Origin of the sequence: Rhizobium sp. NXC24, from assembly GCF_002944315.1 — a bacterium.
Taxonomy (GTDB): Bacteria; Pseudomonadota; Alphaproteobacteria; order Rhizobiales; family Rhizobiaceae; genus Rhizobium.
In genome coordinates this window covers 585,709-609,600 of the sequence record NZ_CP024314.1, presented here as the reverse complement: position 1 = coordinate 609,600, position 23,892 = coordinate 585,709, and the positions used below count along the sequence as shown (strand labels likewise).

At 58.5% G+C, this 23,892-nt stretch carries 27 protein-coding genes and 1 pseudogene; 5 read left to right on the top strand and 23 right to left on the bottom strand.

From position 1 onward, the window contains the following. Positions 1–60: 60 nt before the first annotated feature. The 11 genes from NXC24_RS26880 to NXC24_RS26835 all read right to left on the bottom strand — a co-directional run bounded on the left by NXC24_RS26880 (position 61) and on the right by NXC24_RS26835 (position 9,118). Positions 61–618 carry a DoxX family protein gene (locus NXC24_RS26880; RefSeq protein ID WP_104826444.1) on the bottom strand — a complete coding sequence of 186 codons (558 nt, stop codon included), beginning with the start codon at positions 616–618 and terminating at the stop codon, positions 61–63. After that, on the bottom strand, positions 602–1,417 hold the full coding sequence (locus NXC24_RS26875) for a DNA-binding domain-containing protein (protein ID WP_104826443.1): 816 nt from the start codon (positions 1,415–1,417) through the stop codon (positions 602–604). The genes NXC24_RS26880 and NXC24_RS26875 overlap by 17 nt, the downstream gene beginning before the upstream one ends. Then, positions 1,404–2,330 carry a DUF692 domain-containing protein gene (locus NXC24_RS26870; protein WP_104827851.1) on the bottom strand — a complete coding sequence of 309 codons (927 nt, stop codon included), beginning with the start codon at positions 2,328–2,330 and terminating at the stop codon, positions 1,404–1,406. Before NXC24_RS26870 ends, NXC24_RS26875 begins: the two co-directional genes overlap by 14 nt. Before the next feature lie 33 nt (positions 2,331–2,363). Then, positions 2,364–2,678 carry a DUF2282 domain-containing protein gene (locus tag NXC24_RS26865; protein WP_104826442.1) on the bottom strand — a complete coding sequence of 105 codons (315 nt, stop codon included), beginning with the start codon at positions 2,676–2,678 and terminating at the stop codon, positions 2,364–2,366. Positions 2,679–2,769: 91 nt separating this feature from the next. Next, positions 2,770–2,898, bottom strand: coding sequence for a hypothetical protein (locus NXC24_RS36210; protein WP_281060739.1), 129 nt, complete (start codon positions 2,896–2,898; stop codon positions 2,770–2,772). Positions 2,899–3,038: 140 nt separating this feature from the next. Then, positions 3,039–3,563 carry a DUF992 domain-containing protein gene (locus NXC24_RS26860; protein WP_104826441.1) on the bottom strand — a complete coding sequence of 175 codons (525 nt, stop codon included), beginning with the start codon at positions 3,561–3,563 and terminating at the stop codon, positions 3,039–3,041. Positions 3,564–3,686: 123 nt separating this feature from the next. Then, on the bottom strand, positions 3,687–4,535 hold the full coding sequence (locus tag NXC24_RS26855; RefSeq protein ID WP_104826440.1) for a sugar phosphate isomerase/epimerase: 849 nt from the start codon (positions 4,533–4,535) through the stop codon (positions 3,687–3,689). Between the two features lie 5 nt (positions 4,536–4,540). Further along, on the bottom strand, positions 4,541–5,536 hold the full coding sequence (locus NXC24_RS26850; protein WP_104826439.1) for an ABC transporter permease: 996 nt from the start codon (positions 5,534–5,536) through the stop codon (positions 4,541–4,543). Further along, the gene (locus NXC24_RS26845; protein ID WP_104826438.1) at positions 5,533–6,534 is read right to left on the bottom strand and encodes an ABC transporter permease; all 1,002 of its coding nucleotides are present in this window, start codon (positions 6,532–6,534) and stop codon (positions 5,533–5,535) included. Before NXC24_RS26845 ends, NXC24_RS26850 begins: the two co-directional genes overlap by 4 nt. Next, positions 6,527–8,041: a sugar ABC transporter ATP-binding protein gene (locus tag NXC24_RS26840; protein WP_104826437.1), complete on the bottom strand. Its 1,515-nt coding sequence runs from the start codon at positions 8,039–8,041 to the stop codon at positions 6,527–6,529. The genes NXC24_RS26845 and NXC24_RS26840 overlap by 8 nt, the downstream gene beginning before the upstream one ends. 87 nt (positions 8,042–8,128) lie before the next feature. Further along, a complete protein-coding gene (locus NXC24_RS26835; RefSeq protein WP_199773642.1) occupies positions 8,129–9,118 on the bottom strand; it encodes an autoinducer 2 ABC transporter substrate-binding protein in 990 nt (329 codons plus the stop codon). Positions 9,119–9,359: 241 nt separating this feature from the next. On the opposite strand from NXC24_RS26835, the gene NXC24_RS26830 reads away from it, so the two are divergent. The 3 genes from NXC24_RS26830 (at position 9,360) to NXC24_RS26820 (ending at position 11,488) form a co-directional block, all read left to right on the top strand. Beyond that, a complete protein-coding gene (locus tag NXC24_RS26830) occupies positions 9,360–10,418 on the top strand; it encodes a LacI family DNA-binding transcriptional regulator (RefSeq protein ID WP_104826436.1) in 1,059 nt (352 codons plus the stop codon). Between the two features lie 131 nt (positions 10,419–10,549). After that, entirely contained in the window at positions 10,550–10,738 is a 189-nt protein-coding gene (locus NXC24_RS26825) for a hypothetical protein (protein ID WP_104826435.1), read from the top strand. A gap of 84 nt (positions 10,739–10,822) precedes the next feature. Beyond that, positions 10,823–11,488: an alpha/beta fold hydrolase gene (locus NXC24_RS26820; RefSeq protein ID WP_104826434.1), complete on the top strand. Its 666-nt coding sequence runs from the start codon at positions 10,823–10,825 to the stop codon at positions 11,486–11,488. 36 nt (positions 11,489–11,524) lie between these two features. On the opposite strand, the gene NXC24_RS26815 is transcribed toward NXC24_RS26820, so the two are convergent. The 6 genes and pseudogenes from NXC24_RS26815 to NXC24_RS26785 all read right to left on the bottom strand — a co-directional run bounded on the left by NXC24_RS26815 (position 11,525) and on the right by NXC24_RS26785 (position 18,211). Beyond that, the gene (locus NXC24_RS26815) at positions 11,525–13,357 is read right to left on the bottom strand and encodes a methyl-accepting chemotaxis protein (protein ID WP_104826433.1); all 1,833 of its coding nucleotides are present in this window, start codon (positions 13,355–13,357) and stop codon (positions 11,525–11,527) included. A 368-nt stretch (positions 13,358–13,725) separates the two neighbouring features. After that, positions 13,726–14,771, bottom strand: a pseudogene (locus NXC24_RS35955) (hemagglutinin repeat-containing protein). Continuing rightward, positions 14,734–15,066, bottom strand: coding sequence for a hypothetical protein (locus NXC24_RS26800; protein WP_104826430.1), 333 nt, complete (start codon positions 15,064–15,066; stop codon positions 14,734–14,736). The pseudogene NXC24_RS35955 and the gene NXC24_RS26800 overlap by 38 nt, the downstream one beginning before the upstream one ends. Before the next feature lie 187 nt (positions 15,067–15,253). After that, positions 15,254–15,715 carry a hypothetical protein gene (locus NXC24_RS26795; RefSeq protein ID WP_104826429.1) on the bottom strand — a complete coding sequence of 154 codons (462 nt, stop codon included), beginning with the start codon at positions 15,713–15,715 and terminating at the stop codon, positions 15,254–15,256. A 20-nt stretch (positions 15,716–15,735) separates the two neighbouring features. Further along, positions 15,736–17,508 (bottom strand): ShlB/FhaC/HecB family hemolysin secretion/activation protein, encoded by a 1,773-nt coding sequence (locus NXC24_RS26790; RefSeq protein ID WP_104826428.1) that lies wholly within the window; start codon positions 17,506–17,508, stop codon positions 15,736–15,738. A gap of 19 nt (positions 17,509–17,527) precedes the next feature. Continuing rightward, positions 17,528–18,211, bottom strand: a complete 684-nt coding sequence (locus NXC24_RS26785; protein ID WP_104826427.1) for an invasion associated locus B family protein — start codon at positions 18,209–18,211, stop codon at positions 17,528–17,530. 476 nt (positions 18,212–18,687) lie between these two features. Here NXC24_RS26785 and NXC24_RS36305 point away from each other — a divergent pair, with 476 nt between their 5' ends. Next, complete coding sequence (locus NXC24_RS36305) at positions 18,688–18,876, top strand: hypothetical protein (RefSeq protein ID WP_104826426.1); 189 nt, start codon at positions 18,688–18,690, stop codon at positions 18,874–18,876. Between the two features lie 50 nt (positions 18,877–18,926). On the opposite strand, the gene xth is transcribed toward NXC24_RS36305, so the two are convergent. Together xth and NXC24_RS26770 are read right to left on the bottom strand one after the other, a co-directional pair. Then, complete coding sequence (xth, locus tag NXC24_RS26775; protein ID WP_104826425.1) at positions 18,927–19,700, bottom strand: exodeoxyribonuclease III; 774 nt, start codon at positions 19,698–19,700, stop codon at positions 18,927–18,929. Between the two features lie 5 nt (positions 19,701–19,705). Continuing rightward, positions 19,706–19,888 (bottom strand): hypothetical protein, encoded by a 183-nt coding sequence (locus NXC24_RS26770; RefSeq protein WP_104826424.1) that lies wholly within the window; start codon positions 19,886–19,888, stop codon positions 19,706–19,708. 672 nt (positions 19,889–20,560) lie between these two features. On the opposite strand from NXC24_RS26770, the gene NXC24_RS26760 reads away from it, so the two are divergent. Next, complete coding sequence (locus tag NXC24_RS26760; RefSeq protein ID WP_104826422.1) at positions 20,561–21,835, top strand: diguanylate cyclase; 1,275 nt, start codon at positions 20,561–20,563, stop codon at positions 21,833–21,835. A 178-nt stretch (positions 21,836–22,013) separates the two neighbouring features. Here the strand turns inward: NXC24_RS26760 and NXC24_RS26755 are convergent, their stop codons facing one another. From NXC24_RS26755 to NXC24_RS26740, 4 genes are all read right to left on the bottom strand, one after another. Continuing rightward, positions 22,014–22,301 carry a hypothetical protein gene (locus NXC24_RS26755; RefSeq protein ID WP_245464166.1) on the bottom strand — a complete coding sequence of 96 codons (288 nt, stop codon included), beginning with the start codon at positions 22,299–22,301 and terminating at the stop codon, positions 22,014–22,016. 14 nt (positions 22,302–22,315) lie between these two features. Continuing rightward, positions 22,316–22,531, bottom strand: a complete 216-nt coding sequence (locus NXC24_RS26750) for a hypothetical protein (protein WP_104826421.1) — start codon at positions 22,529–22,531, stop codon at positions 22,316–22,318. A 368-nt stretch (positions 22,532–22,899) separates the two neighbouring features. Next, positions 22,900–23,505 (bottom strand): general stress protein, encoded by a 606-nt coding sequence (locus tag NXC24_RS26745; RefSeq protein ID WP_104826420.1) that lies wholly within the window; start codon positions 23,503–23,505, stop codon positions 22,900–22,902. A gap of 40 nt (positions 23,506–23,545) precedes the next feature. Continuing rightward, positions 23,546–23,860 carry a hypothetical protein gene (locus NXC24_RS26740; protein ID WP_104826419.1) on the bottom strand — a complete coding sequence of 105 codons (315 nt, stop codon included), beginning with the start codon at positions 23,858–23,860 and terminating at the stop codon, positions 23,546–23,548. Between the last annotated feature and the right edge of the window lie 32 nt (positions 23,861–23,892).

Here is a 23,892-nt window from a genome sequence, read left to right as displayed (position 1 = left end):
TTCGCGTCAAGTGAAAGCTGCAGCGGCGCTTCATTTCGGCAAGACCTGACACCTCCAGCCTCACGGCTGACTTTCTCCCGGCATTGAAGGCAACGCCGTCCGGAACGGCGCATCAAACCCAAAAACCTTCCCGACGAGATAATCCAAGGACAAACGTCCCGGCCCCCAGGCCATGAGGCCGAGCGCCATCGCCGCCCAGGTGATATGAACGGGCCATCCATCGGGAACGGTCAGTTCCACGATTGCGGTCATGGCGAGAAGACCGGTCGCGGCAAAACGCGTGGCAAGGCCGAGCACGAGGAGGGTTGAAAATACGACCTCCCCCGAACCCGATAGGAATGCCATGACCGCCGGCGCAGGATAGGGATATGGCCCGCCTGGAAGATGGAGCATGAACTCATCCGAGAAGAGCTCCACGGCGGTATCGCCCAACTGCAGGAATCCGTCCCATTTGAGGATGCCGGAACGCCAAAATGGCACGGCCAATCCGACACGCAGGACGAGTTGCACCAGGGATGGCTGCGCGATCGTCTGTATCAACCGGCTTACTTTTTCGACCAATCCGACGATCGGTGCGAACGGCTTGCCGGCAACCGAAGTGTCAAGTGTTTTCGACATCGGAATTCTCCACGTAAATCTCAGTAAAAGCGCCTGCTTCGATCATCTCGGCGATCATGCCGGCGAGATCGAAGGCAGGATTGACGTTCAGAGCTGCTGCCGCAGCCGACCCCAGGCTACCGCCGTCGGCGAGACATATGAGGAACGAGGCACCACCGGGCTGCAGCAGCCGAACCACGACGTCGAATTCCGGCCGCGTGATCAGCGCGTCCTCGGGAACGACGCACTCGATGCGCTCCACCGGCTCGGAGCCTCGGTTGGCGACGAAGATCGTCACGGCCGGAAATTTGGAAGATAGAACTCTCATCGCCGGATGGGCGCGAAATCGAAGCTCGGACAACTCGTGCGGCGCGACGGCGGACAAAGCATCTGCCGAGATGACCGGGCAATCGGCGGCGTGATAGGCGTCCAGCCAGGCCCGCTCCAGCCGCGCGACATCGCCTAGCCACGGCATCGGCTGTGCGTATTCGTAGGCATCGATGAAAGCGGGAAAGTCGTGACCATATTCGAACAAAAGCGGCGAGGTCGGCGGCGTCTCGCGAATGTGGAAGCGCGCCATCGCACGAAAGAAATCCGGTCCCGTTAGGCGCTGGGTCGCCGGAAAAATCGCCGCCAGTGCCTCGATCAGGCTTACGGTGACGTTGTTGCGGTAAACGTTGTACCGCTTGTCGGCAGCTTTCCCATGCGGGCCGACAAGGGAAGCCGGCGTTTGTTGTTCGGGGTTCAACAGCGACTTGGAAAACGTCGAAGCGAATGACGGGTCGCCGCGCCCGACGGACAGAGCCTCAGCGGAACGCATGGGATTTGCCCACGGTTTGAGATTGCCGATCGAGGATCGCTTGCGCTGCGACAGCCTCGGCCCTCAAGACCGGCCAATCGGGAATTTTGCTGTCCCATTCGACCAGCGAGGGCATCGCACCGCATCGCCCGATGACGATCTCATAAAGACGCCAGACCGCGTCAGCGACAGGCCCATCGTGACTATCGATCAACAGCAGCTCGCCTTCATCATCCGTCTGCTCCGCATGACCTGCGAGATGGATCTCACCGACTTTCGATAGGGGGAAATCGGCAAGATAGTCCAGCGCCGAATAGCCGTGGTTCGTCGCCGAAACAAAGACGTTGTTGACGTCGAGCAAAAGACCGCAGCCGCTCCGCGTTGCAATCTCACCGATAAAATCCGTTTCGCTCATGGAGGATTCGGCGAAAAGCACGTAAGTCGATGGATTTTCCAGCAGAATGGGACGTCCGATCGCCGTCTGCATTTCGTCGATGTGATCGCAAACATGCGTGAGCGTGGCGCTCGTATATGGCAGGGGCAGCAGATCATTCAGATAGGTATTCTCGTGGGTCGACCATGCCAGGTGCTCGGACACGAGGGCTGGCTCATATCTGATCACCAGCTCACGAAAACGCCGGAGATGGTCCTTGTTCAAGGGTTGCGGCCCACCGAGAGACATGCAGACGCCATGGAGCGAGATCGGGTGGTCTCGACGCACAAGCTCAAGGGCGTGATGGGGCGGGCCGCCGGCGCCCATATAGTTCTCTGCATGAATTTCGAAAAACCCTTGCCGCCCTGTTTCCGCGAGTATGGCAGGCAGATGTTCCGGCTTGAAGCTCGTGCCCGCCAAGCCATGAACAGAATAGGAGGGAAAGCGGAGCTCGGCACCCGCTTCGACGACAGGAGCGACGGTTCGATTGTGGGCGTTCATCATGTCTTCTCCGCTTTCCGATAGCCTGGTCGATCAGAGGTCGCGCTTGAGGGGCATTAGCGAGCCATGGCGGCCGCCGGGAATGTCGAGCGAGGCGCAGGTGCCACCCTGAACAAACTTCCAGGAATTGCCCTGGAAATCGACGGTCGACGTACCCTGGCAAGTGGTTCCCGGGCCGGCGGCGCAATCGTTTTGGCCCTTCAGCGCAACACCGTAGCACTTCTCCTTGTGAGCCGCGATGGCAGCACTGGCTTCAGCCTTCGTCAGCGGTGCGGCGGCGGCCATGGACGCAAGCGCCGTCGTAACCGCGCCGGCGAGCAGGACAGAACTCACAGTAGCTTTCAGCATGAACTATCTCCATTTGGGTTCGTTAACGCCCCTGTCTTGGGGGCACGTCAGGTACTCGTTCGCAGGAGGAGATTCGTTACAGCCGAGATTGTCACGAAGGCGTGATCGCCGGCACGTCGGCCAATCGGGTGGCACGGCGGGCGATCGAGGGATGCTGTTCGGGAAAATTGCCGCGCAATATATTGGCGACCGCGCGCCATGGCGGAGCAGAGGACGGCATTGGGCCGCATTGCCTGGAACGGCATAGATGTCACGAACCGCCGGGCGCAAAACCCGGCGGTTAGGATGTCTCTCTTACAAGCCTACAGGCACCCGCTGGCCCATCCCGTGGGCACGCGGCGAATACGTTCCTTGAAGCGTTTATCTAGCCGGGCGCAATTGCAGCCTCGACACACCGGCAGCAACGTTAAGTCCCGTACCAGCTTCGCCACTCAGCGGCTGCAGACCGAAATTCTTCGAAGAGCCGCCAACGAGCGCGTTTGCTCCCAAACCAACGCCCACTGCAGCGCCGGCGGATGCGCCGACATAGCTGCCGGCCAAGGCGCCTTCTCCGGCCCGAGTCGGATGGATACTGTAGACCACCCAGCTCAGATAGGACTTGCCTGTCACGCCGATGTCGACCCCGAGCTTGCCGATGGAACCGACATAGTGCTCTGACGGACCTGAACTCCGCTTGAACCTGCAATCGACGGATTTATTGGAGCCGATAATCATACCGACGCCTCCCGCAACTTGGCAGGAAAGTGTGCCGAGGCGTTCCTTAGGGCCTGCCTCGACCTGTTCCTTGTGGGTGTGTTTTTGCGACCGATGCACCGTCGCTGCGTCGGCGGCAGGAACGGCGAGCCCGAGCGAGACTGCGGTGACAATAAGAGCAAGCTTTTTCATAAGGTTTCCTCCTAGATCATTCGCACCTCCCTCAACGCACCGGACGGAAGTTCGTTCGCAACATTCATTCCCCATGCGTGATCTTGCGCCACAAACCAGACGGAAGACATCCCGCCATCGGCGTCAGATCAAGCCATACTGCTTCGCCTTGTTGCGCAGGAACGGCAGGCCGTTGCCCATGACTTCCTCCTCATCCTTGGCGACGGGGCGCCAGACCGACAGCCCGTAGGCCAGCTCCGGCGGCATGTTGATGAAGCTTTCCATCGCAAGCCCGCCCTTGAAGCCGATAGCGGCAAGCGTCGCGTAGATCTCATCCCAATCGCAGGTGCCATAGCCGGGCGTGCCCCGGTCGCTCTCCGACAGGTGGATGTATTTCAGGTGATCGCGCGCCGCCAGGATGCCGTTGCCGACGCCCTTTTCCTCGATGTTCATGTGGTAGGTATCGAGATGGACGAACACGTTGTCGGCGCCGACACGCTCGATCATCTCGACCGCCTGGCGGCCGGTATTGATGAGATGGTTCTCGTAGCGATTGACCGCCTCGACGCCGAGCTCGATGCCTCGGCCCTTGGCATGTTTGGCTGCGGCCGTCAAAACCCGGGCGATGTTGTCATATTCCCTTTGCGTCGGGGGCACGCCGGTGCGCTCGCCGATGCCTCCATAGATCACGCCGGAAAGGGCCTCACCACCAAGATCGGCCGTCTTGTCGATTGCGATGGTAAGATGGTCGATCGCCGCCTCGGGGCGGACGGATGCCCAGGCGCGCTCGGGAAGACCGAGCGAACAAACGGCCCGAAGCCTATGTTTTTCCAGCAATGCCTTGGTATGGGCCGTGTCGACTGCGGGCGGATTGAGCATGGGGATTTCGATGAAATCCACCTTGTATTTGACGGCGGCGGCGACGGACCGCTCGGCCCCTGCCCGGTCCCAGTTCATCGTCCACATGCTGGTATGAACACCGAAGCCTTCCATAGCTTTCATCCTTTTCTGTTGTTGAGAAATTTGTAGTGGGAGGCGACCCAGCGCAGGAACATCACGCCGACGAGGAGCAGGCCCCAGACAGCGGTCGCCAGATGCTGGTTGGCTCCCATCAGGTTCAGCCCTGAGGACAGAAGCTGCAGAACGACCAGCGCCACGAAGACGGGGATCACGCGGCCGAAGCCGCCGAACGGATTGACGCCACCCAGGAAGCAGGCGAGCACCGTTATCAACAGATAGGATTCGCCGTGGCCGACGCGGACGGAATTGAAACGCGCCAGCATGATGATGCCGGCCACCGCGCACATGGCGCCGGAGAGCGTGTAAACGAGGACGACGACCTTGCGCGTGTTGACGCCGGAGTAGCGGGCGGCTTCGATATTGGAGCCGATCATATAGGTATTGAAGCCGAGCTTCATGCGCGTCAGCAGCAGGTGCCAGAGGAGAACGCAGACGATGAAGATGATCAGGGGCACGGGGATGCCGAGCAGCGACCCATGCCCCAACGGCCTGATGAAATCCGGAAAGCCGGATACGTCACCGCCCCGGGTGAGAAATTCGCCAAGGCCGCGCAGGAAGATCATCATCGAAAGTGATACGAGAATGGGATGAGCGCGCGTATAGGCGATGACGCAACCCATTATCACGCCGCTCGCCGCCCCTGCCGCCAGCGCCAGCACACATCCGAGAGCGAATGCCAATGGTCCGGCGTCCACACCGCCGTTCGCCTGCAGCACCCAGGCAACCGTCAATCCGGCGATATTCGCCGTGAACGTTATGGCCAGGTTGAGCCCGCCTGTCAGAATAGGCAACAGCATCGCCAGCGTCAGGAGGCCAAGCTCGGGCAATTGGAAGGCGACCGAACCGAAGGTCGCCTGGCTCAGAAATTGCGGCGAAGCGAGCCCGAAAAAAATCATCACGGCAATGAAGGCGAAGAAGGGGCCAGCCATCTCCGGGCCTAAGCGTTTCTGGAAACTTTCGACGAGAACGGTCATCGTGTTTGCCCCTCCCTGCGCAGGAGCGGCACAAGCTTGTCGATCCGCGTATTCGATAGCGTGATGGCGACCAGGATGATGGCGCCGATGATCATCTTGAACGCAAAGGGCGAGACGCCCATCAGATTGAGGCCGTTCTGCGTGATGGAGATCAGCAGCACGCCGAGAACGCAGCCGAGCACCGATCCCTTGCCGCCGCCGAGACGCGCACCGCCGAGAACTACTGCGGCGAGCACGTCGAGCTCACGACCGTAGAGCGCATTCGGGACCACTTCCTGCGCATAATGCGCCTGCACAAGCCCGCCGATGCCGGCCATCAATCCCAGCCAGCCGAAAGCGATGAATTGCATCGCGCCGATATTGATGCCGAAACGGCGCGCCCCTTCGGGATTGTCGCCAAAGGCATAGAGCTGCCGGCCTATGGTGGTGCGGGTGATGAGTACCCAGGTGGCGACGACGCAAATCACCATGACCAGGACAGGAAGCGTGATCTCGATCCAGGTGCCGTCGGGCATCTCATGCTCGAACAGCACGACCTTGTCCGTGAGCCAGTCGGGCAGGTCGTAGATCGACACGCCCTTGGTGAAGAACATGAGAAGCCCGAAATAGATGTTGAAGGTGGAGATGGTCGCGACGATCGAAATGATCCGGAAGCGATGGATCAGGAAGGCGTTGATCGCTCCGAGCAGGATGCCGATCGACCCGGCGATGATGAGGCCCGAAACCCAGCCTCCCCCGCCGATCCAACCAAGCGCGATCGCCGTCACATATTGCACGACGGACGCACCGACGGCGAAGGAGATATCGATGCCACCGGCGATCAGAACGACCAGCAGGCCGACGGCGAAGATGATGTTGACGGCGCTGATATTCAGGAGATCGAAGGTATTGCCGAGGGAGAAGAAATTATCCGTGGCGAAAGACAGGAAGGCACAGATGACGATCATCACTGCCAGCAGGGAAATTTCCGTCGCATGGGTGCTGATGAAATTACGCATAGACGGCAGCCTCGATATCGTGAAGGGAACATTGCCGTGGATCGAACGCGCCGATGATCCTGCCCTGCGCCATGTGCAACACGCGGTCCGCATTGAAATAGACCTCGGGCACCTCATCGGAAATCAGGATGATCGCCAGCCCGGTTTCCGCGAGCTTGGCGACGATATCGAAGATGCCGGCCCGCGCGCCGACGTCGACGCCAACGGTTGGCGCATCGAGGATCAAAAGCTTCGGGTCGGTCGCCAGCCATTTGGCGATGGCGACGCGCTGCTGATTGCCGCCCGACAATGTCGAAATCGCATCCTCCGGCAAACCGATCTTGATACCGAGTTGGCGGATCCAGCGGGCGACAAGGCTTTCCTTCCTATCCTCTGAGAGGAAGCCGCTGGAGAGTATCTTGCGCAGCGACGAGATCACGAGATTGTCGGCGATCGATTGCGGTTGGATGAGCCCGAGCGACAGGCGGTCCTCGGAAAGATAGGCGATGCCCGCCTGGATCGCGTCGCGGTTGGAAGAGAAGCGCACTGCCCTGCCATCAAGCGCGATCGTACCGGAATCCGGTCTCGTCATGCCGAAGAGAGCAAGGGCTAGCTCCGTCCGTCCGGCGCCGAGTAGCCCGGTAATGCCGAGCGTTTCGCCACGCCGCACCGTCAGCGAAATATCCTCGAACTGACCGCGCCGGCTGAGCGACCGGACATCGAGGACAACGGGCTGCTGATCCTTCGGCGCCGCCCGAACATGTGTGTCGAAGGTCTTTCCCGTCATCAGTTCGGTGATGCGGGATTGCGTCATGCCCTTGGTCGGATAAACGCCGACAAGCGCACCGTCCCTAAGCACCGTCAACCTGCTCGATATGTCGAGCACTTCCGCAAGCCGGTGGCTGACGAAGACGACAGCGACGCCGGAAGCGGAGAGATTGCGGACGATCCCGAGAAGATGATTGGTTTCGGACTGGGTGAGCGAGGCCGTCGGCTCGTCCATGAAGACGATCTTCGCTTCGCCGACCAAGGCACGGGCAATGGCCACGATCTGCCGTTGGGCGATTGCGAATTCCTTGAGCGGCAGATCGACATCGAGCGCAACGCCCAGCCGTTTCAGCGCGTTCATCGCAAGCTGCCGCATCTGTGCGTAATTGACGAGGCGAGGCCAGCGACCGAGCACCGTCTGAAACGCGATGTTTTCGGCTACGCTCATTTCTGGGAACAGCGCGAGATCCTGCCAGATGACCTGGATTCCCTTCGCCTGCGCGGTCACGGGCGACATATGGGAATAGGTCTGGCCGTCATATTCGATGATGGCGCCGGGCGCCGGACGATAGACACCGGTGATGATCTTGATCAGCGTGCTTTTGCCCGAGCCGTTCTCGCCGGCAAGGCAGTGAACCTCGCCCGGATGGACCTCGAAGGCCACGTTCTTCAAGGCTTTGACGCCACCGAACGTTATGTTGATGTCGCGAAGCGATAGCAGCGCTCCGCCGCTCGCATTCGCGCTTTCGATCTCAGACATGCGGATCCGCCCGTCATACCTTGGATGGGTGAGGACATGCCGGGCCAGCCGAAGCCGGCCCAGCCTGCCGGGAGAACCGGTCTTGTTTCAGAGGCCCATTGCCGCGAGATCGGCAACCGTCTTCTTGTTGATCGGAACGAGCTGGTCCACAATGATATTGTGCTTTTCGAAATCGGGATGGATCGTGCCCAAGCCTTCGATCTGCTCGCCGTCCTTGATCTGTTCACCCTTCATCAGCTTCTGCGAAAGTGTCACGAACACCTCTCCCGCCTGCTTGGGGTTCCACATGAAGCCGCCGGAAATCGCGTCCGATTTCAGGAGTTTCTGTCCTTGTCCGGGGGAGAACGGGCCAAGCACGAAGATCTTGCCGACCTTGCGACGCTCTTCGATCGCGCGGCCTGCGCCGATCGGACCCTGACTGCCGAAGGCGAGGAAGCCTTTGAGATCCGGATGGGCGGAAATGAGATCGAGCGCCGTGCTGCGGCTCTTGTCGACGTCTTCTGCCACGCCGTAACGATCGCCGACGAGCTTCATATCCGGATAATTCTTCTTGAGATAGGCAATCGCCGCATCGGCCCAGGCATTGTGCAGCGGCACCGTCAGCGAACCGACGAAGACTGCATATTCGCCCTTGCCACCCATTTTCTCGGCGAGAAGCTTGGCATGCGCTTCACCGAAGCCGGTCGAGGAGGCAAGCTCGAAGTCCCAGTCCGCGCCCTTCTGGCCCGGCGATTCATGCGTAATGACGATGATACCCTTTTCCTTCGCCTTGCTGAGAACGGGCTCAAGAACCTTGGCGTCATTGGGAACGACGCCGATGACCTTGACGCCCTGAGCGATCAGATCCTCGATGGCGCGTACTTGAAGCGCCGGATCGGCGCTTGTCGGACCGATCATCGAGGCATCGACGCCGAGTTTCTTTCCCTGCTCCTTGATGCCGGCTTCCATGGCATTGAACCATGGGATGCCGCCGATCTTCACGACGATGCCGACCTTGCCGGTGTCCTGCGCAAAGGCCATTGTGGCGGTCGCAAGCGACAGCGACGCTGCGAGCGCAGCCACGATAAATCTCTTCATGATCTTCTCCTCCACAGTTCCCCTCGGGGAACAAACAGGCGCGCCTAGACCGACGGCCTTCCTCCGGCGTGGGTGGCGAATAAGTGCCCCGCCACCCTTTGGCAGCCGCTTCCTCAAACGGCACCATTGTTGTGCACAATCGATCTTTCTTTTTTGCACAATCGATGGTGCAATGAATATCGATGAGATCTATCCTTTCGTCAAGAGGACTCGGACGCTAAGAGGAACCGAGGAGACGCTGATGAAGAAAGACAGTCGAAAGAAGGCCACGATCTATGACCTATCTGTGCTCTCCGGAATTTCTCCCTCGACCGTCAGCGCGGTCCTGAACGGCACCTGGCGCAAGCGCCGCATCAAGGAAAGTACCGCCGACCTCATTCGCGAACTCGCGGAAAAGCACCAGTATACCACCAACCGGCAGGCCCAGGGGCTGCGCAGATCCCGCTCGGGATTGGTGGGGCTGATGCTGCCCGTTTATGACAATCGCTACTTCTCCTCGATGGCTCAGACTTTCGAAGCCCATGTGCGGCAACGTGGCCAATGTCCGATCGTGGTCAGCTCCAGCCGCGACCCCCAGGAAGAGCGCGAGACCGCCGAGAACCTGATCTCCTATTCCATTGACGAGCTGTTCATATGCGGCGCGACGGACCCGGACGGCGTGCACGAAGTCTGCGAAGCCGCAGGGCTGAAACACATCAACATCGACCTTCCAGGCACGAAGGTCCATTCGGTCATTAGCGACAATTACCAAGGCGGCCGCATCCTGACGGAAGCGATCATCCATCACTTTGCCCCCGAGGATCCCTTAAGCCCCGATGAACTCTTCCTGTTCGGCGGGCGAAACGATCACGCCAGCCGCGAACGCATCCGCGGCTTCCGGGAAGTCAAACGCGCGCTTCTTGGAGCCGATCCGGAAGCGTCGATTCAACCGACCGGCTATTCCCCCAACACGGCCCGAATTGCCTTCGAGACGTTTTTCGAGAAGGCTGGCCGTCTGCCGCGCGCACTCTTCATCAACTCTTCGATCAACTTCGAAGGGCTGCTGCGCTTCATGTCGGCCCATCCGCACGAAACCTTCGCGGATCTGGTCGTCGGCTGCTACGACTATGATCCGTTCGGGTCCTTCCTCCCCTTCCCCGTCATCATGATGCGCCAGGATGTGGAGGGCATGATTACCAAGGCGTTCGAACTGATCGAGGAAACGCGGACACCACCGAAAATCCACCTGATCCGCCCGGATCTGGTGCCGCCGCGAACGGCCCTGACCGGGCCGTTGGATGGGCTCAAGGACATCGTTTAAGCTGTCGTATAGCCGATACCCAAGGACATCGTTTAAGCTGCCGTATAGCCGATACCCACAGCTCAAAGCTCGGCGGAACGAAGTTATAACTTAACCGTTGGGTTTCATCAGCAGCCGCGGAGGAAAAGGCAATGGGTATCGAGCAAGCACCTACAGAAAAAGGCAGGCAAGCCGCGCGTGGATTGAGGAGGAGCGCAGCGAAAGAAGAGAAGAAGGTGGAAGCCAAAAAAGGTTCGAGCCTCGCAAAAGGCCCCGAGCGCTTCGAGGAACGTTCGAAAAGCTCCGATGGCAAAAGCGCCGGAACAAAGCAACGGCTTTAACTGCCATTCGGCCTGCGATTGTTTGATCCAGGTTTTTCATGCCCCTGATTGTCAAACCGGAAGGCATGGGCGAAAACTAGCCGCATGACGATCGCAAACGGCAAGTTTCTTCTTCAAGGCCCGGAAGACGCTGGTGTCACCATTCTCCTCGCGCATGGCGCGGGTGCGCCGATGGATTCCGCTTCGATGAACGCTGCCGCTGGCGCCCTCGCCGAACGCAATATTCGTGTTGCTCGTTTTGAATTCACCTACATGGCCGGCCGCCGCAGTTCCGGCTTACGAAAACCGCCGCCCCGGGCGGAAACGCTGAAGGACGAATATCTGGCAGCGATCACGGAGCTCGGCGCCACCGGTCCGCTCATTATCGGAGGCAAATCAATGGGCGGCCGCGTAGCAAGCATGATCGCCGATGAACTCTACGCGGCCGGCAAGATCGCCGGTCTGCTCTGCCTGGGTTACCCCTTTCATCCGCCGGGAAAACCCGAAAATCTGCGCACGGCGCACCTTGCCGAATTAAAGACTCCGACCTTGATCTGCCAGGGCACGCGCGATGAATTCGGCACTCGTGAGGAAGTGGCGTGTTATGTGTTGTCGGACGCCATTGAAATAGTCTGGCTCGAAGATGGCGATCATGATCTGAAGCCGCGTAAGGCAGTTTCGGGCTTCACGGCCGCCGACGACCTGAGGACGGTGGCCGAGACCGTGCGGGCGTGGAGTGCCCGCCTTGGCAATCGAAAAGCACCCGACTGAACGCACGCGTGACAGTGCGCTCAATTAATGGAGCCGTTACGCGGCCATCTCGCCCCTTACGCGGCGCGGCGCAACGGATTGCATCGCAGCCGCCTGCAGCTTGAACTGCGAGACGAGATCGCGAAGCTTGGCCGCTTCCTGAGCAAGGCTCGCCGATGCGGCCGTGGACTGTTCGACCATCGCCGCGTTCTGCTGCGTTGTCTGATCCATGGAATTGACGGCGACGTTGACTTCGGCAAGCCCGGTCGATTGCTCCTTGGCGGAGGTGGCGATCGCGTCCATATGCTGATTAATGCCCGCAATTTGTCCGCTGATGGTCTTTAGAGCCTGACCGGTATCGAGCACCAGCTTCACGCCGCTTTCGACCTCGTCCGAGGACTTCTGGATATGTCCTTTGATTTCCTTGGCGGCTTGAGCCGATCTTTGTGCGAGTTCACGCACCTCTTGCGCGACGACGGCAAAACCCTTGCCGGCCTCGCCTGCGCGAGCAGCTTCGACGCCTGCGTTCAGCGCCAGAAGATTGGTCTGGAAGGCGATTTCATCGATAACGCCGATAATGCTGGAGATCTGTTCTGCGGAAGCCTCGATACGGCGCATTGCTTCTTCGGCATGCGACACGACTTCGGCGGATTTTGCTGCACTATGGTTTGCTTTCGTCGCCTCTGCGCGAGCTTCGTCCGTGCGCTTGCTCGAATTCGACACGTTGACCGTAATCTGATCGAGTGCCGCGGCCGTCTCTTCAAGCGATGCTGCCTGTTGTTCGGTTCGTCTGGAAAGATCGTTGGCGCCCGATGCGATCTCCCTGGTGCCGTCGTCGATCGCCGTGATCGCCATTGAGATGGCGCTCAACGTATCTCCAAGTTGCTTCACCGAGCTGTTGAAATCATGGCGAAGGCTCTCGAAGTCCGGAGAGAAGGGCTCATCGAGTTGAAATGCAAGATCGCCGGCAGCGAGCCTCTTCAACCCGGCACCGAGGCCCGATGTGGCGGCACGAAGGCGCGCGCTAGCATCTTCATCGGCCTGCTTTCGCGACGCGATCCGGTCGGCTTCGGCTTCCTCGCGAGCTGCCTCGGCGTCGTGTTCGAGCTGCTTGTTGGCAATTGCTGCCCGTCGGAAGACTTCGACAGCCGATGCCATGGCGCCGATTTCATCCGAACGACTGGCACCTGCGGAGGTGATGTTGGTGTCGCCGCTCGCAAGTTTCTTCATGTCGCCGGAAAGAGCGAGCATCGGCTTGGTAACCGTCTTCCGGGTCAGCCAATAGAGACCGACCGAGAACAGCGCGGTCAATCCGAGAATCACTTTCAAAAGCGTGTCGACAAGAGCTTGCGTATCAGCGCTGCGCTTTGTGATCTCTTCGGAGACCGCGTTGATCTGATCTCCAGTCTGTTCCATCACAGTTTCCAACGCGGAAAACTGGTTCATAAATTCTGGCAGCGATTTCATGGCCGCGGACTGATCTTTGCCTGCAAGGTCGACCATCTTCTTGGCGCTGTCGATATAGGCAAGAAGCGGCGGCTCGAGACCGGCAAGCACATGTTGCGTGGCCGCATCGGTCGCGAGTGCCTTGTTGGCCGCGATCATTTCCCGGAACGACGCCTCGTGTTCCGCCAGATCCGCCTTCACCGCGTCCGCCGCCAAACCGGCAGCCGGATTGGTTGCCAGCAGAGCGGCAAGCACGTCAGCGCGAAGCGCGTCATGCATCATGTCGGCCTGCATGTGATTTCGAAGCACTTGTGCCGATCGGGCAACTTCGGCGTTGTTTCCGGATAGGATGGATGTCGACCATACGCCAACGCCCGTCGCGCCCCCTGCCAACACGAAAATCGCGACGCTTGCAATGATGATTTTATTCTGAATTGACGCCATGGGTGCCTCACCGTAAAGATCGAACACGAGGCTACACAAACATGCTTAATTATTTGTCATTTGCCGATTTACCACAGTAAATTGCATTAAAAGAGCACGATATACTATCCTTGCGAGAATCGTTGAGAGGACCTGTGGAAGTGTTCTATCAGGAGACCAGACTAGGCGACCGGGATATCCTTAGGGAGAAGGAATTAAACGTGAGCGCGACGGGTGACTTCACGCGATCGAAGAGCCGCTCTATCTTTTCTTCCCTTAAGCAAACGTCAGACTAGATTCTTTGATCACCAGAATGATGCAGGCTGACAGACCCCGTAGTTGCCGGGTATAGCTGAAAATATTTTTTCTCTCAAAGAGCCTTGCAGCCCTTAAGCTAAGAATCTGTAGCCGACATCATAACGCAACAAGGGCTGCATAGGGAGCCAGTCCACTGGAATGAAAGGAGAGTTGACCTTAAACCCTCTTCGCCGGCTGGCCGACGACCGGGGACGGGAATGCCGGCACCGATCAGGCTGAAGCCGTAGCTCGTTGAGAAGACCGACATCGAATTGTCGCTGTTGGATTAAAGGATCTGATTGGGAGTCAGATCGTTGTTCTAGGGATCTGCACTGGAGCCGATGAAATCGCCGACTATCTCGATGGTGTGTACTGACGTGATAGCCGCCGGAACCGGTAAAAATGCCGCTCTGCTGTGATACATTGGCGTAATCGCCCGTGATTGTGCCCTGGTTGTAGCCACCCGAGCTGATGCCAAGTTGGGCGCTCTTCGTCTTCTCGTCATAGGATGCGATATCCTGGCGGCTCTCGATATTGATACCATTGGCGGCGCTGGCATTGACCGTGTTGCCGGAAAGCACGCCACCCGCCAGCGTCAGCGTCTCCGGCGAAACGATCGTAACCATGTCCATGTCGGAGACGTTCGAATTGAGCTGGGTACCGAATTGCTGGTCTCCTTGCCGGAGCTAAAGCTTGCGTTGGCGGTTGGGCCACCGCCCAAGATATTGCCACCAGCGTCAGTTCCAGCGGCCACACGAACGCTGATGCTACCGGCCTTGTTGCTGCTCTTGCCGCCGCTGGTCGCCTGCGCACTTTCGAGATCGACATTGCCGGCCGCGGAGATCAATACATTGCCATTGTTGGGATCGTCGGTCGTCGTCGTAGCTTGGCCGTCTTTGCCGACTCCAGCGCTGATCTGTACGCCACGGCCGACGACATCGCCGGATTGGGCAATGATGGTGACCGAGCTGCCACTGATCTCGGGTGGAACGGCGATAGATGTCGTCGATTCCGACGAGCTTTCGCTAAAGCTGTAGCCGGCGGTCAGCGAGATCGACGCGACCGCGGGGCGGAGACCAGTGTCCGGATCCGGCTTAGCCTTAATGGCGGCCTGTCTGGGATATCGCCTCGTAGCCATTGACGCCGGCCGACACCGCTGGAGCGATGCCGTAGACGCCGTTGTCACCCGAACGCAAGCTGGCAGCCTGCACCCCGAACTGAGCCGCACTGATCAGTTGCGACGACACCGTGACGCTGACACCGGCAAAGCTCTTTTTTTGCATCTCCGAGGCATTGGTGACGTCGTTGATTGAGAGAATGTTGACGCTGTCGCCGGCAATCAGATCGACTGCGCCGTTGGCGGTGGCCGGACTGATCGTTGATGTTGCGATTGGCCGTGATGGTGATGCCGCCGTCGCTGTCGGCGAGCTCACCGCATTGATATTGCCATCGTTCGAGCGCTTCTCCTCCGAGGTGCCGACGCCGATGCCAATCGAGACGCTGGCTTCGGGATGGGAGTCAACGTCGGCATGGGTTTGAGGTAAACGAATTTAAAACAAAAAATCTGTTATTTGGTCGATCGCGGCGGCTCCAGATTGTGCCGCGATCGCACAGTTCGCTTTAGTCTCTCTTGGCCGGTGGCGTCTTCACACCGCCGTCGAGCCTTTTATAGACCTCGCCCAATTGCGACTTGGGCGCCGGGCACTTTCTCGAACGGGCAAGGTCGGTCAGCACCTGGTTGCGATTGCGCAAGGCGTCGATCTCGACCTTCTCCGGTGATTTGGGATCCATGAAGAATAGCGCCGGCCAGAAGAGAAGAACGCCGGTGGCGCCTAGAATGACGTTTTTGCCTTGCGCTTGCGAGCGCTCCTTGACCGTTGCAAGAATCTGGCGTTCGTTGGCTGCGAATTCGCGCGAAACCCCGCCGCAATCAAGCCCACCGTCGCCAACATTGGTCGAGGCGATTGGGTGCGCCTCGCGGCCGCCGCAGCTCGAGAGCGCGATTGCACAGCAAAGAAGTGCAGCCGCAGAACGTAACGCCAAAGGCGCTGTCTTGTTGTCTTTTCGAATGACTAAATTCATGATTTTCCTCTTTATATTGGTTACCACCGTACGGAGGAGCTAACGAAAAGCAGTCCCGTATTCTTTTTATCGACAGTGCTGGCCAGCACGTCGGAATAGCCGATGTCGAGATTGAGATTGCCGCCTGCGAGCTTCGCGCCAACGGTCCAGCCGAGCATGTCGCCGCCCTCGATTTGATAGCGCGTCTGAGAGGCGATCCGCCCGTAGTCGAGCCCGAGATAGGGGCGGAACTCGCCGAGCATTTTTGCCAGGGCGGCATTGTCGGCGAAGGGCTGCGTCCGCCAGACGAGATCATTGCGGATGAAAAAGCCGTCATTGCCGTAAAGCGTGCTCTCGCGCGTACCGCGAACGGTGGAATTGCTGCCGAGCGAGATCTGTTCGGCTCCAAAGAGATTGTCCGGTGAATATTGTCCGGTCAGGATCGAATTCACCTCGAAGCTCTGTTCGCCGAGCTGGAGTGGCCGGGTCAAGGTGATGGTGCCGGTGAACTTTGAGAACCGCGGATCGGCATTGCCTGCCCCGGCATCACCGGGGTCGACGGCATCAAAGAGGTTGAGACCCTGGTTGTAGGAAAGATCAAAGACCCAGAGACCTCCAAGCATGCGCCGCGAGTGCGAGATGCCGAGGTCCCCGACGGTATATTTGCGGCTGCCGACCTCGATCTTGCTCCCGAGCAGGAAATTGTTGGTTTCCTTGTAGGTCAGGCCGCTGTTTAAGGTGGTGATCGAATCCTTGTCGCGGAGGATGACGCGGTCGGCGCTGATCCCGAGCTGCTTGGAATTGCCCGACGTCTGCAAGGTCCCGAAATTGCCGGGAACCGAGCTGTCATAGCCGTACCAGGCGCCGTTTACCGAGAGCGTCCAATAGCCGTAGGGGACGCTGACATTGCCGGTCAAGCTATCGCTCCGGCCCTGGCCGTCATCGCGCCAGGGATAGTTCGGCCCCGTATGCTCGTAGCCAAAGCTCCACTGATCATTGACGCCGAAGAGGTTGTCGTAACCGACAGAGGTCGATGTCTTTGAGTATCCCGTCTGCTCTTGGCCGAAGTTGCTGTTGCCGAAGGAGACGTGCCAGGGATAGCTGGGCTTGTTCTCGATATTGAGGATAGACGTGCCGCTGGTCTTACCCGGCAGCATTGCCGTCTTGGCGTTGTTGGAACTTAGCCGATTGATCTGGTCGAGGCCCTGCTCGATGTCGCGCAGGTTGATGATATGGTCCTTCATACCGGGAAAGGCGGTGGCAAGCATGCCGGAGCCCGGAGCCGGCTTGCCGTTGATATAGATGTCGGAGAGATCGCCCTCGACAGCGACCAGACGCAATGTCTTCGCCTTGGCAATGTCTTGCGCCGGCACGTAGACACGCGAGGTGACGAAACCCCTGTTGAGATAGAGATAGGTCAGATCGCGGAGCAACGTGTTGATGTCACCGACACCGATGCAACGGTTGCGATAGGGTGCCGTCACCTTGTCGATATCGGCGGCCGGGAATTGTTTGACCCCCACCACCTCAACATCCGTGACCGCGAAACAGGGGCCGCCTTTTTTCGCTCCCGCTTCTTGCTGCTCGGTTGGCACCTCCGAGGGCTTCGGCGTGCTCTTGCGCAGCGCATCGAGGCGCTGTTCTTCATTCTGCTGCGCATGACGGCGGGCGAAATCGTCATTTGGCGATTGCTGCGCAACCGCCATCGACGCCGTCAAAGCTGCGATAAGCAACACAAGGATACGCATGATGAAGGAGGACGCCGTGGAGGCAAGGCTGCGTGGATCAGCCGTCGGTTGGCGGGCCGAGGTCATGAATCGTTCAGTCGTGCCGTCAGTTGGAAGCCGGTTTCCGCAACGCGTCCAAAGCCGCGTCCAAACCCTTCAGTGAGAATTTGATATTGACCTTCTGGCCATTCATCATCTGCACGTGACCGATCCCGTCCGACGACTTTGCAAGTGCCGAGACCATCTTCGCATCCAGCTTCTGCTGCGCCCAGCAACCGGCCTGGTTGCAATTGCGATAGGCAAGCTGAACGACGGGCTTATCGCTCGCGTCGATGCTGAGCCCCGCCGGCAGGTACATGTTGAGTGGCACAAGCGTCGTCAGCACGAGATCGCTCGCCGCCTGCTTCCCGCCTTTCTGCGTGGGCGCAGGCGTTGCAGGCGCTTTCGCAATCGCCAAGGTCAGTATGTTGACGTCCTGCTCGCCCTGCTTCACCGTAGCGATCTGCGCCACTTCGCAATTCGTCGTCGCGGAACCGTCCGCTGCCTTGCCATCGACGCAGCGATAGTACCAGTCGTCAAATTTCTGCACACGGGCTTGCGGCGCCGGCTGCTGTTGAGCCGCAGGGCTCGCAGCGGAATTCTGTTGCGTGCCAGCATTGGTCGACCCTGCCGCGCCTGCCGCCGGCTGCTCTTGAGCCATGCCCGAAGACGCACACAGGATGGAGGACACGAGAATTACGGATGCGAGGCGCTTGGTGGAAAACATGTCATTCAAGACGGCAAACGTCATGCAAACCTTCCTAAGGTCAAAACTACTCGATTGAGCAAGACAGCGCCTTGCCCACCGACACATTATCGAATTCATGAAACAGCACCTAAGACAGTGCAGCCGCTCATCGGCCTGACCTGTTCCATAGCAGACTTCATTCGGCACACGGATAGTTAGAACTCAGATAGGCGCATATTCGCGCTTGTTTTTGATCAGCGACGTGTATTTTTGCAACATTTGCGTTTGTATTCGTCGAATGCAATTTAATCGCTTAATAAAAGTTAATTCCGCTTTGAAAGCAGGCGACCGGATGAAACTGACAATAGCCACCCAGATTGCTCCCGCAGACAGACCCGATGATCTCTGACCAAGGAGGACCCATCCGCCTGGTCCTGACGATGGAGCGAATAGCCTCGTGGAACGTTCTTCTGTCAGAGAGGTTTGAACGGCAAATCAAGAAGATCATGCCGTTCTCCCGCCTAAAAAGGAGAACGAATATGCCGACAAATGCACCGAAATCCGACGAGATGCCTCGTGATTCCAATCCATCGTCTGGAGTGTCTGATCGCACCCAGGAGAAGCCGCCAGTGACGCCAGCAAAGAATCCGGAAGACAGCAAAAATCCGAACGATCCGCCGCTTGATCCAGCATTGTTGCCAACCGGCGATCCGTCCGGAGCTGCGTAGACAGCGCTGGCCACTCCGCAATGTCCTTGGATCGAGCTTGCGTGAGAAATTCAGTCTCTAAGTTCGATCCAGACCGGGGCATGATCGCTCGCATGAGGCAGAGCGCGAATCGACTTGTCGACACCTGCCCGAATGAGGTCATCTGCCAATACGGGGCTGAGCAGGACATGGTCTATGCGCAAGCCCGCATCTCGTGCGAAGGCGTTGCGGAAATATTTCCAGAAAGTGTAGATGCGCTTATTCGGGTAAAGATGGCGCAACGCATCCGTCCACCCTTGAGCAACAAGATCCCGGTAAGCTGCCCTCACTTCCGGTCGAAACAGCGCATCATCGCGCCAGCGCTCAGGCGCATAGACATCGAGATCGGTCGGCATGACGTTGAAGTCGCCGACGAGCGCGACAGGAATCTGAAGCGCGAGCAGTCCTTCAGCATGAGCAGTCAGGCGCCGGAACCAGCGCAGCTTGTAATCAAACTTGGGCCCGGGCACCGGATTGCCGTTCGGAAGATAAAGGCATCCGATGAGCATCCCGTTGACCGCCGCCTCGATATAGCGGCTGTGCGTATCGTCTAAATTGTCTGGAAGCCCGCGGCGCGTCTCGATCGGCTCGTGTCCCTTCGCCAAAATCGCAACGCCGTTCCAGCTTTTCTGGCCATTCCAGATCGCCCCATATCCGGCCCTTTCGAGAGCCCGCTGAGGGAATTTCTCGTCAGGTGCCTTCAATTCCTGCAGGCAGACCACATCCGGAGAAGCCTCCGCCAGCCAATGCAGGAGAATGTCGAGGCGGCCGTTGATGCCGTTGACATTGAAACTTGCGAGCTTCACAGACGTCAGCGCTTCGACTTGCGGTCGCCGCGATCGCCTTCGCCGGGCTTAGCTTCCTGCTTGGCCTGATGGCGGCGATCCACCGAGAGCGATCGACCAACATCAACACTCTCCTTGAATTGACCCTTTTCGTTTCGGCGGACGTAACGCTTGTCGGTGCCGGTGTCGATGAGTTCACGCTTGCTCATGAGGTGAGTCCTATTCAGATCACTGCATCTGCATAACGCGTAGGCTGGGAAAAAGATGCAGGCGTACCGTGCAGGAGCGCTGGGCTGCTGGGGTCAGTGCCACATCGTCTGGTCGTGCTTCCGTCGTCGGATAATCACAGGCCCGAAGCTTCGTGGCCATCCATTAAATATTTAGAGGCGATTTTTGAGCAGGTCCGCCGTGACGTTCCGACCGCGCCGGAAAACACCAAGGATCGTAACTTGGTCACCTTCGACGATAAAAGCGATCGAGGTGGTGCGGCGGCAGCCTACGATACGCAGTCCCGGTACCGGCCCCTCGCGGACGGTTCCGCGCTCCGGAAATGTCGGGAAACCGTCAATCATGTTATAAATGCCGCCGATGTAGCCGGCGATAATCGGCCCTGCTTCGGCAGTGATATCGTCAAAGATCTTATCAAGCTCGGCCTCGGCCAGCTCGTGCAACCGGATGCGATAATCCATCTGCTACTTGGCTTTCGCCAACGCGTCGCGGTGTTTGCTTTCGAAGCGGGCTCGGGCATCCTCGAACGAAACCGCCTTGGATGGATCGCGCTGCAACTCTGCGAAACGGCCCGGAATTTCCTCGTTGATCCAGCGCTTCGGTCTCGTCTCATCATTCTTGCCGGCGAGAGATGCTCCGCTATGTGGGTTAGGATGGATGTTGAGGAGAATAAAGTCTCGGTGAGTTCTGACGCGCCCACACAGATGCCACTCCAGGCGCAAAACCCAAATATCATGGCTGAGGTGGAACGCTTTCTGAAGGGGCGTACCCGTGATATTCGCCTAAAGGGCGAGCTTTATCGCCTCTTTCAGGAACGTTCCTGGTTTCGAACGGCGAAGATCATCCGTTCCTGGATGATTTGGGTCGCTCTGATCGATGCACTGACATGGGGCCTCAACGCAATCTTGCTTCCAAAGGCGATAGCGATGGCGATGCTTCCGCCGGCCTGCATCCTTCCTCCGGCCGCGTTGGTCACGGCCTTTATCTGGAAAATACCGCGCGCTTTCCGGCTCCAAAGGATTGTCCTGATCGCAGGTATGTTCCTTATACTCCTGTCAGTTGCACTGGTTGGCGTGAATGCGGGAGGCGAGTTCTACGAAAGACATTTGAACATCATGCTGTTCGTGGCCATTACCGCGATCATCATCTTTGGCATACCGCTGGCGTGGACGACGATGATCGCAGTCATGGCGCTTGGTCTCTATTTGTTTTTCCAAATGCGGAACCCAGGTGTCGAATTGGGAAGCTTGGAGGCGGCCACGCTGTTCTTCGCCAGCGGCATCGTCGCAACAGTCGTCGCCCGGCGCACCATTACGATTTTGGCGCAGAAGACCTTCCTTCTTGAGTTGCGAGACAAGAGCCGAGTGGCGGAATTGGCCGATGCGAATGCTCGGCTCGAACTTCTTGCGAGAACGGATCCCCTGACCGGCATCGCCAACCGACGATGGATGATGGAAATGCTCAATCGTCTCTGGAGCGGGGAAAGCCCACGCACGGAGGGGATTGCCATGCTGATGTGCGACATCGATCATTTCAAGCTGCTGAATGACAGTCTCGGTCATGGCGAGGGAGATCGCTGCCTAGTAAAGGTTGCCGGCATTATTCAAAGCAGCATGAGAAAAAATCGCGACCGTGTGTCACGCTATGGCGGCGAAGAATTTCTCATTGTGCTTCCGGGCGTAAACGAAGAAGAAGCAATCGCAGTTGCCGAACGAATTCGCGAAGGGGTTGAAACTGCCTCCCTCCCGAACCCTGCGTCCGTAATGTCGCCATGCGTCACCGTCAGCATCGGGGTAGTCCACGTACCGGACGTTGGGATCGTCTCACCGGAGCAGCTTCAGAACCAGGCTGATGAGGCTCTTTACCTCGCCAAGCAATCCGGTCGAAACCGAGTGGTGCTTTACAAGCCAAGCTCGCCGAACCAATAAGCTGAAACTGCCTATGACAACGAGGTCCAGCGCTCGGACGATGGTCGCCGCTGCGACCCTGATGATGCTGCTGTCAATTGTCCTGCTCGTGGTCGCAAGCCTGCTGGCAAGACGAGGAGGCAAGGCAAGCAAGCCTCAGAGCTGACAAACTTGCCGGATGTGGTACACAAACCTCGCGTCAGTGCAAAGGTTTGACGGGTGTCGCAGCGAAGGACTCGATACCTTCGAGTTCGACCGTCTGAAGGAATTGTTCAAACGCCTCCGTGTCGGTGTCGAACACGTCCATCCAAACCGTGATGTCGAGCCCTTCATCGACGACTTGAAGGTTCCATCCGCAGTCCTCACCGAACGGCCGGAAAATTTCGACGATCACGCTTATCCCGTCGGCAATAAATGGCCGAGACAGGGGAGAATATTCAAAGTGCGGATTACAATCATTATCCACACCGGCCAAACTGTCGGTCATACCGTCTCTCCCGGCTAGTTCCATGCCCGCGAATACAGCAGCTCACGGAGCTGGCTTTGCTTTGTCACACCGATCTGAAACCAATAGACAAGCTCTCGCGCCGCCTCCTGAGCTTCATCGCCCGCGTTTTCGCAACGCCGGTCCTCGCAATAATCTCTTAGGAGCGTTTGCATCATCATAACGTCCTCCGGATAAAGCGGCGGCGTCCGGCGGCCAAATGCCTGAACCATCTCATCCTCCTACAAAGGTCACACCGCCTTCAGACAGTAGGCATAAAATCCGGTTCGCCAATTAACTTTGACATAGTGGGCATCATTCCTCGACAACGGAACCTCACCCGAGCAGAGCCGCCCAACGCTCACCTAGATTGAATGCGCTCCTTATTGAGGGCACGTTCTATCAATAGAAAATGTAGGCGAACGCTTACATGAGAGAAATTCTGCACACTGGGAATGTCATGGAGGATGGCGATCGCCTCTTCTTGCCCTTTCAGCGGCCACCTTTTGAAAACCCGAAGGCTTCGAACACGTAGACGAAGCTGAGCATGGCGCTGGTGCGCTGAGCCGGCAACGAAGGCCGGCTCAGTGCCGATGCGACACTAACTACGTGGCGAAGACGTATAGGGACGAGTGTCAACGTCCGCGTCGACATAAGGATCGAGCGTATCGTCAAAACGCTGCCATCCCTGTCCTGCATAAAGTGCCCGACGCTCGCTGAGACTAACGCGCGGTAGACGTTCAAGGATCCGGTTTGCGATAGCGATCTCGTCGCCTTCAACGCGCGCTACGACGAGCGAAGCGCCGCGTCGAATACTCTCCGCATAGACATTCGCATCCTCCTCCGGCACCCCGGACTTTATCAAAGCACCGACAATGCCACCGGCCGCGCCGCCGACGACGGCACCGCCTGCCGCGCCGGCCAGAGCGGCGACAAGCCAACCTGCGGCCACGACGGGGCCGACACCAGGGATGGCAAGCATTCCAAGCCCAGCAAGCAGGCCGCCCGCTCCACCGGCCATCGCGCCAATACCTGCTCCGGTGCCCGCGCCTTCGGCGGCTCTGTTGCCTTGCTCCTCGACCTTGCGGCCCTCGACGGTCCTGCTGACAATGCTGATATTGTCCGACGAGATGCCGGCGTCTTCCAACTGCTCAACGGCACGTTTGGCATCGTCATGGTGATCAAAAAGTCCAGCTACAGTTGCCATGAGATATTCCTTTCTTCGTGTTCTTGATTGTGACGGCCATTCACTTCGTGACGATGTTGCCCTGGTAATCCAGCGCAACCTGGACTGTCTTCGAGCCCTTCATCGCGGATGCTCGCCACACACCTTGATCATCGAGCTGCAGGTTGGTGATGTTGGTATAGCCGGCCTCTTCCATTCGCGATTTAGCCTGGCCTTCGGTGAAGCTGTTCTTGCCCTGTACCGGTGCTCCGGGGTTCTTTGTGTCGGGGGTCGCGACCGCGGGTGTCTCCTGCGTGGTCGTCGGCTTCTGGCTTTGTGCGAAGCCTGCCGAAGCGGCCATGAGAAGAGCGGCCGACACTAGTAAGATTTTCCTCATTGGATTCCTCGCTGTCGTTCCTCTGAATTGGG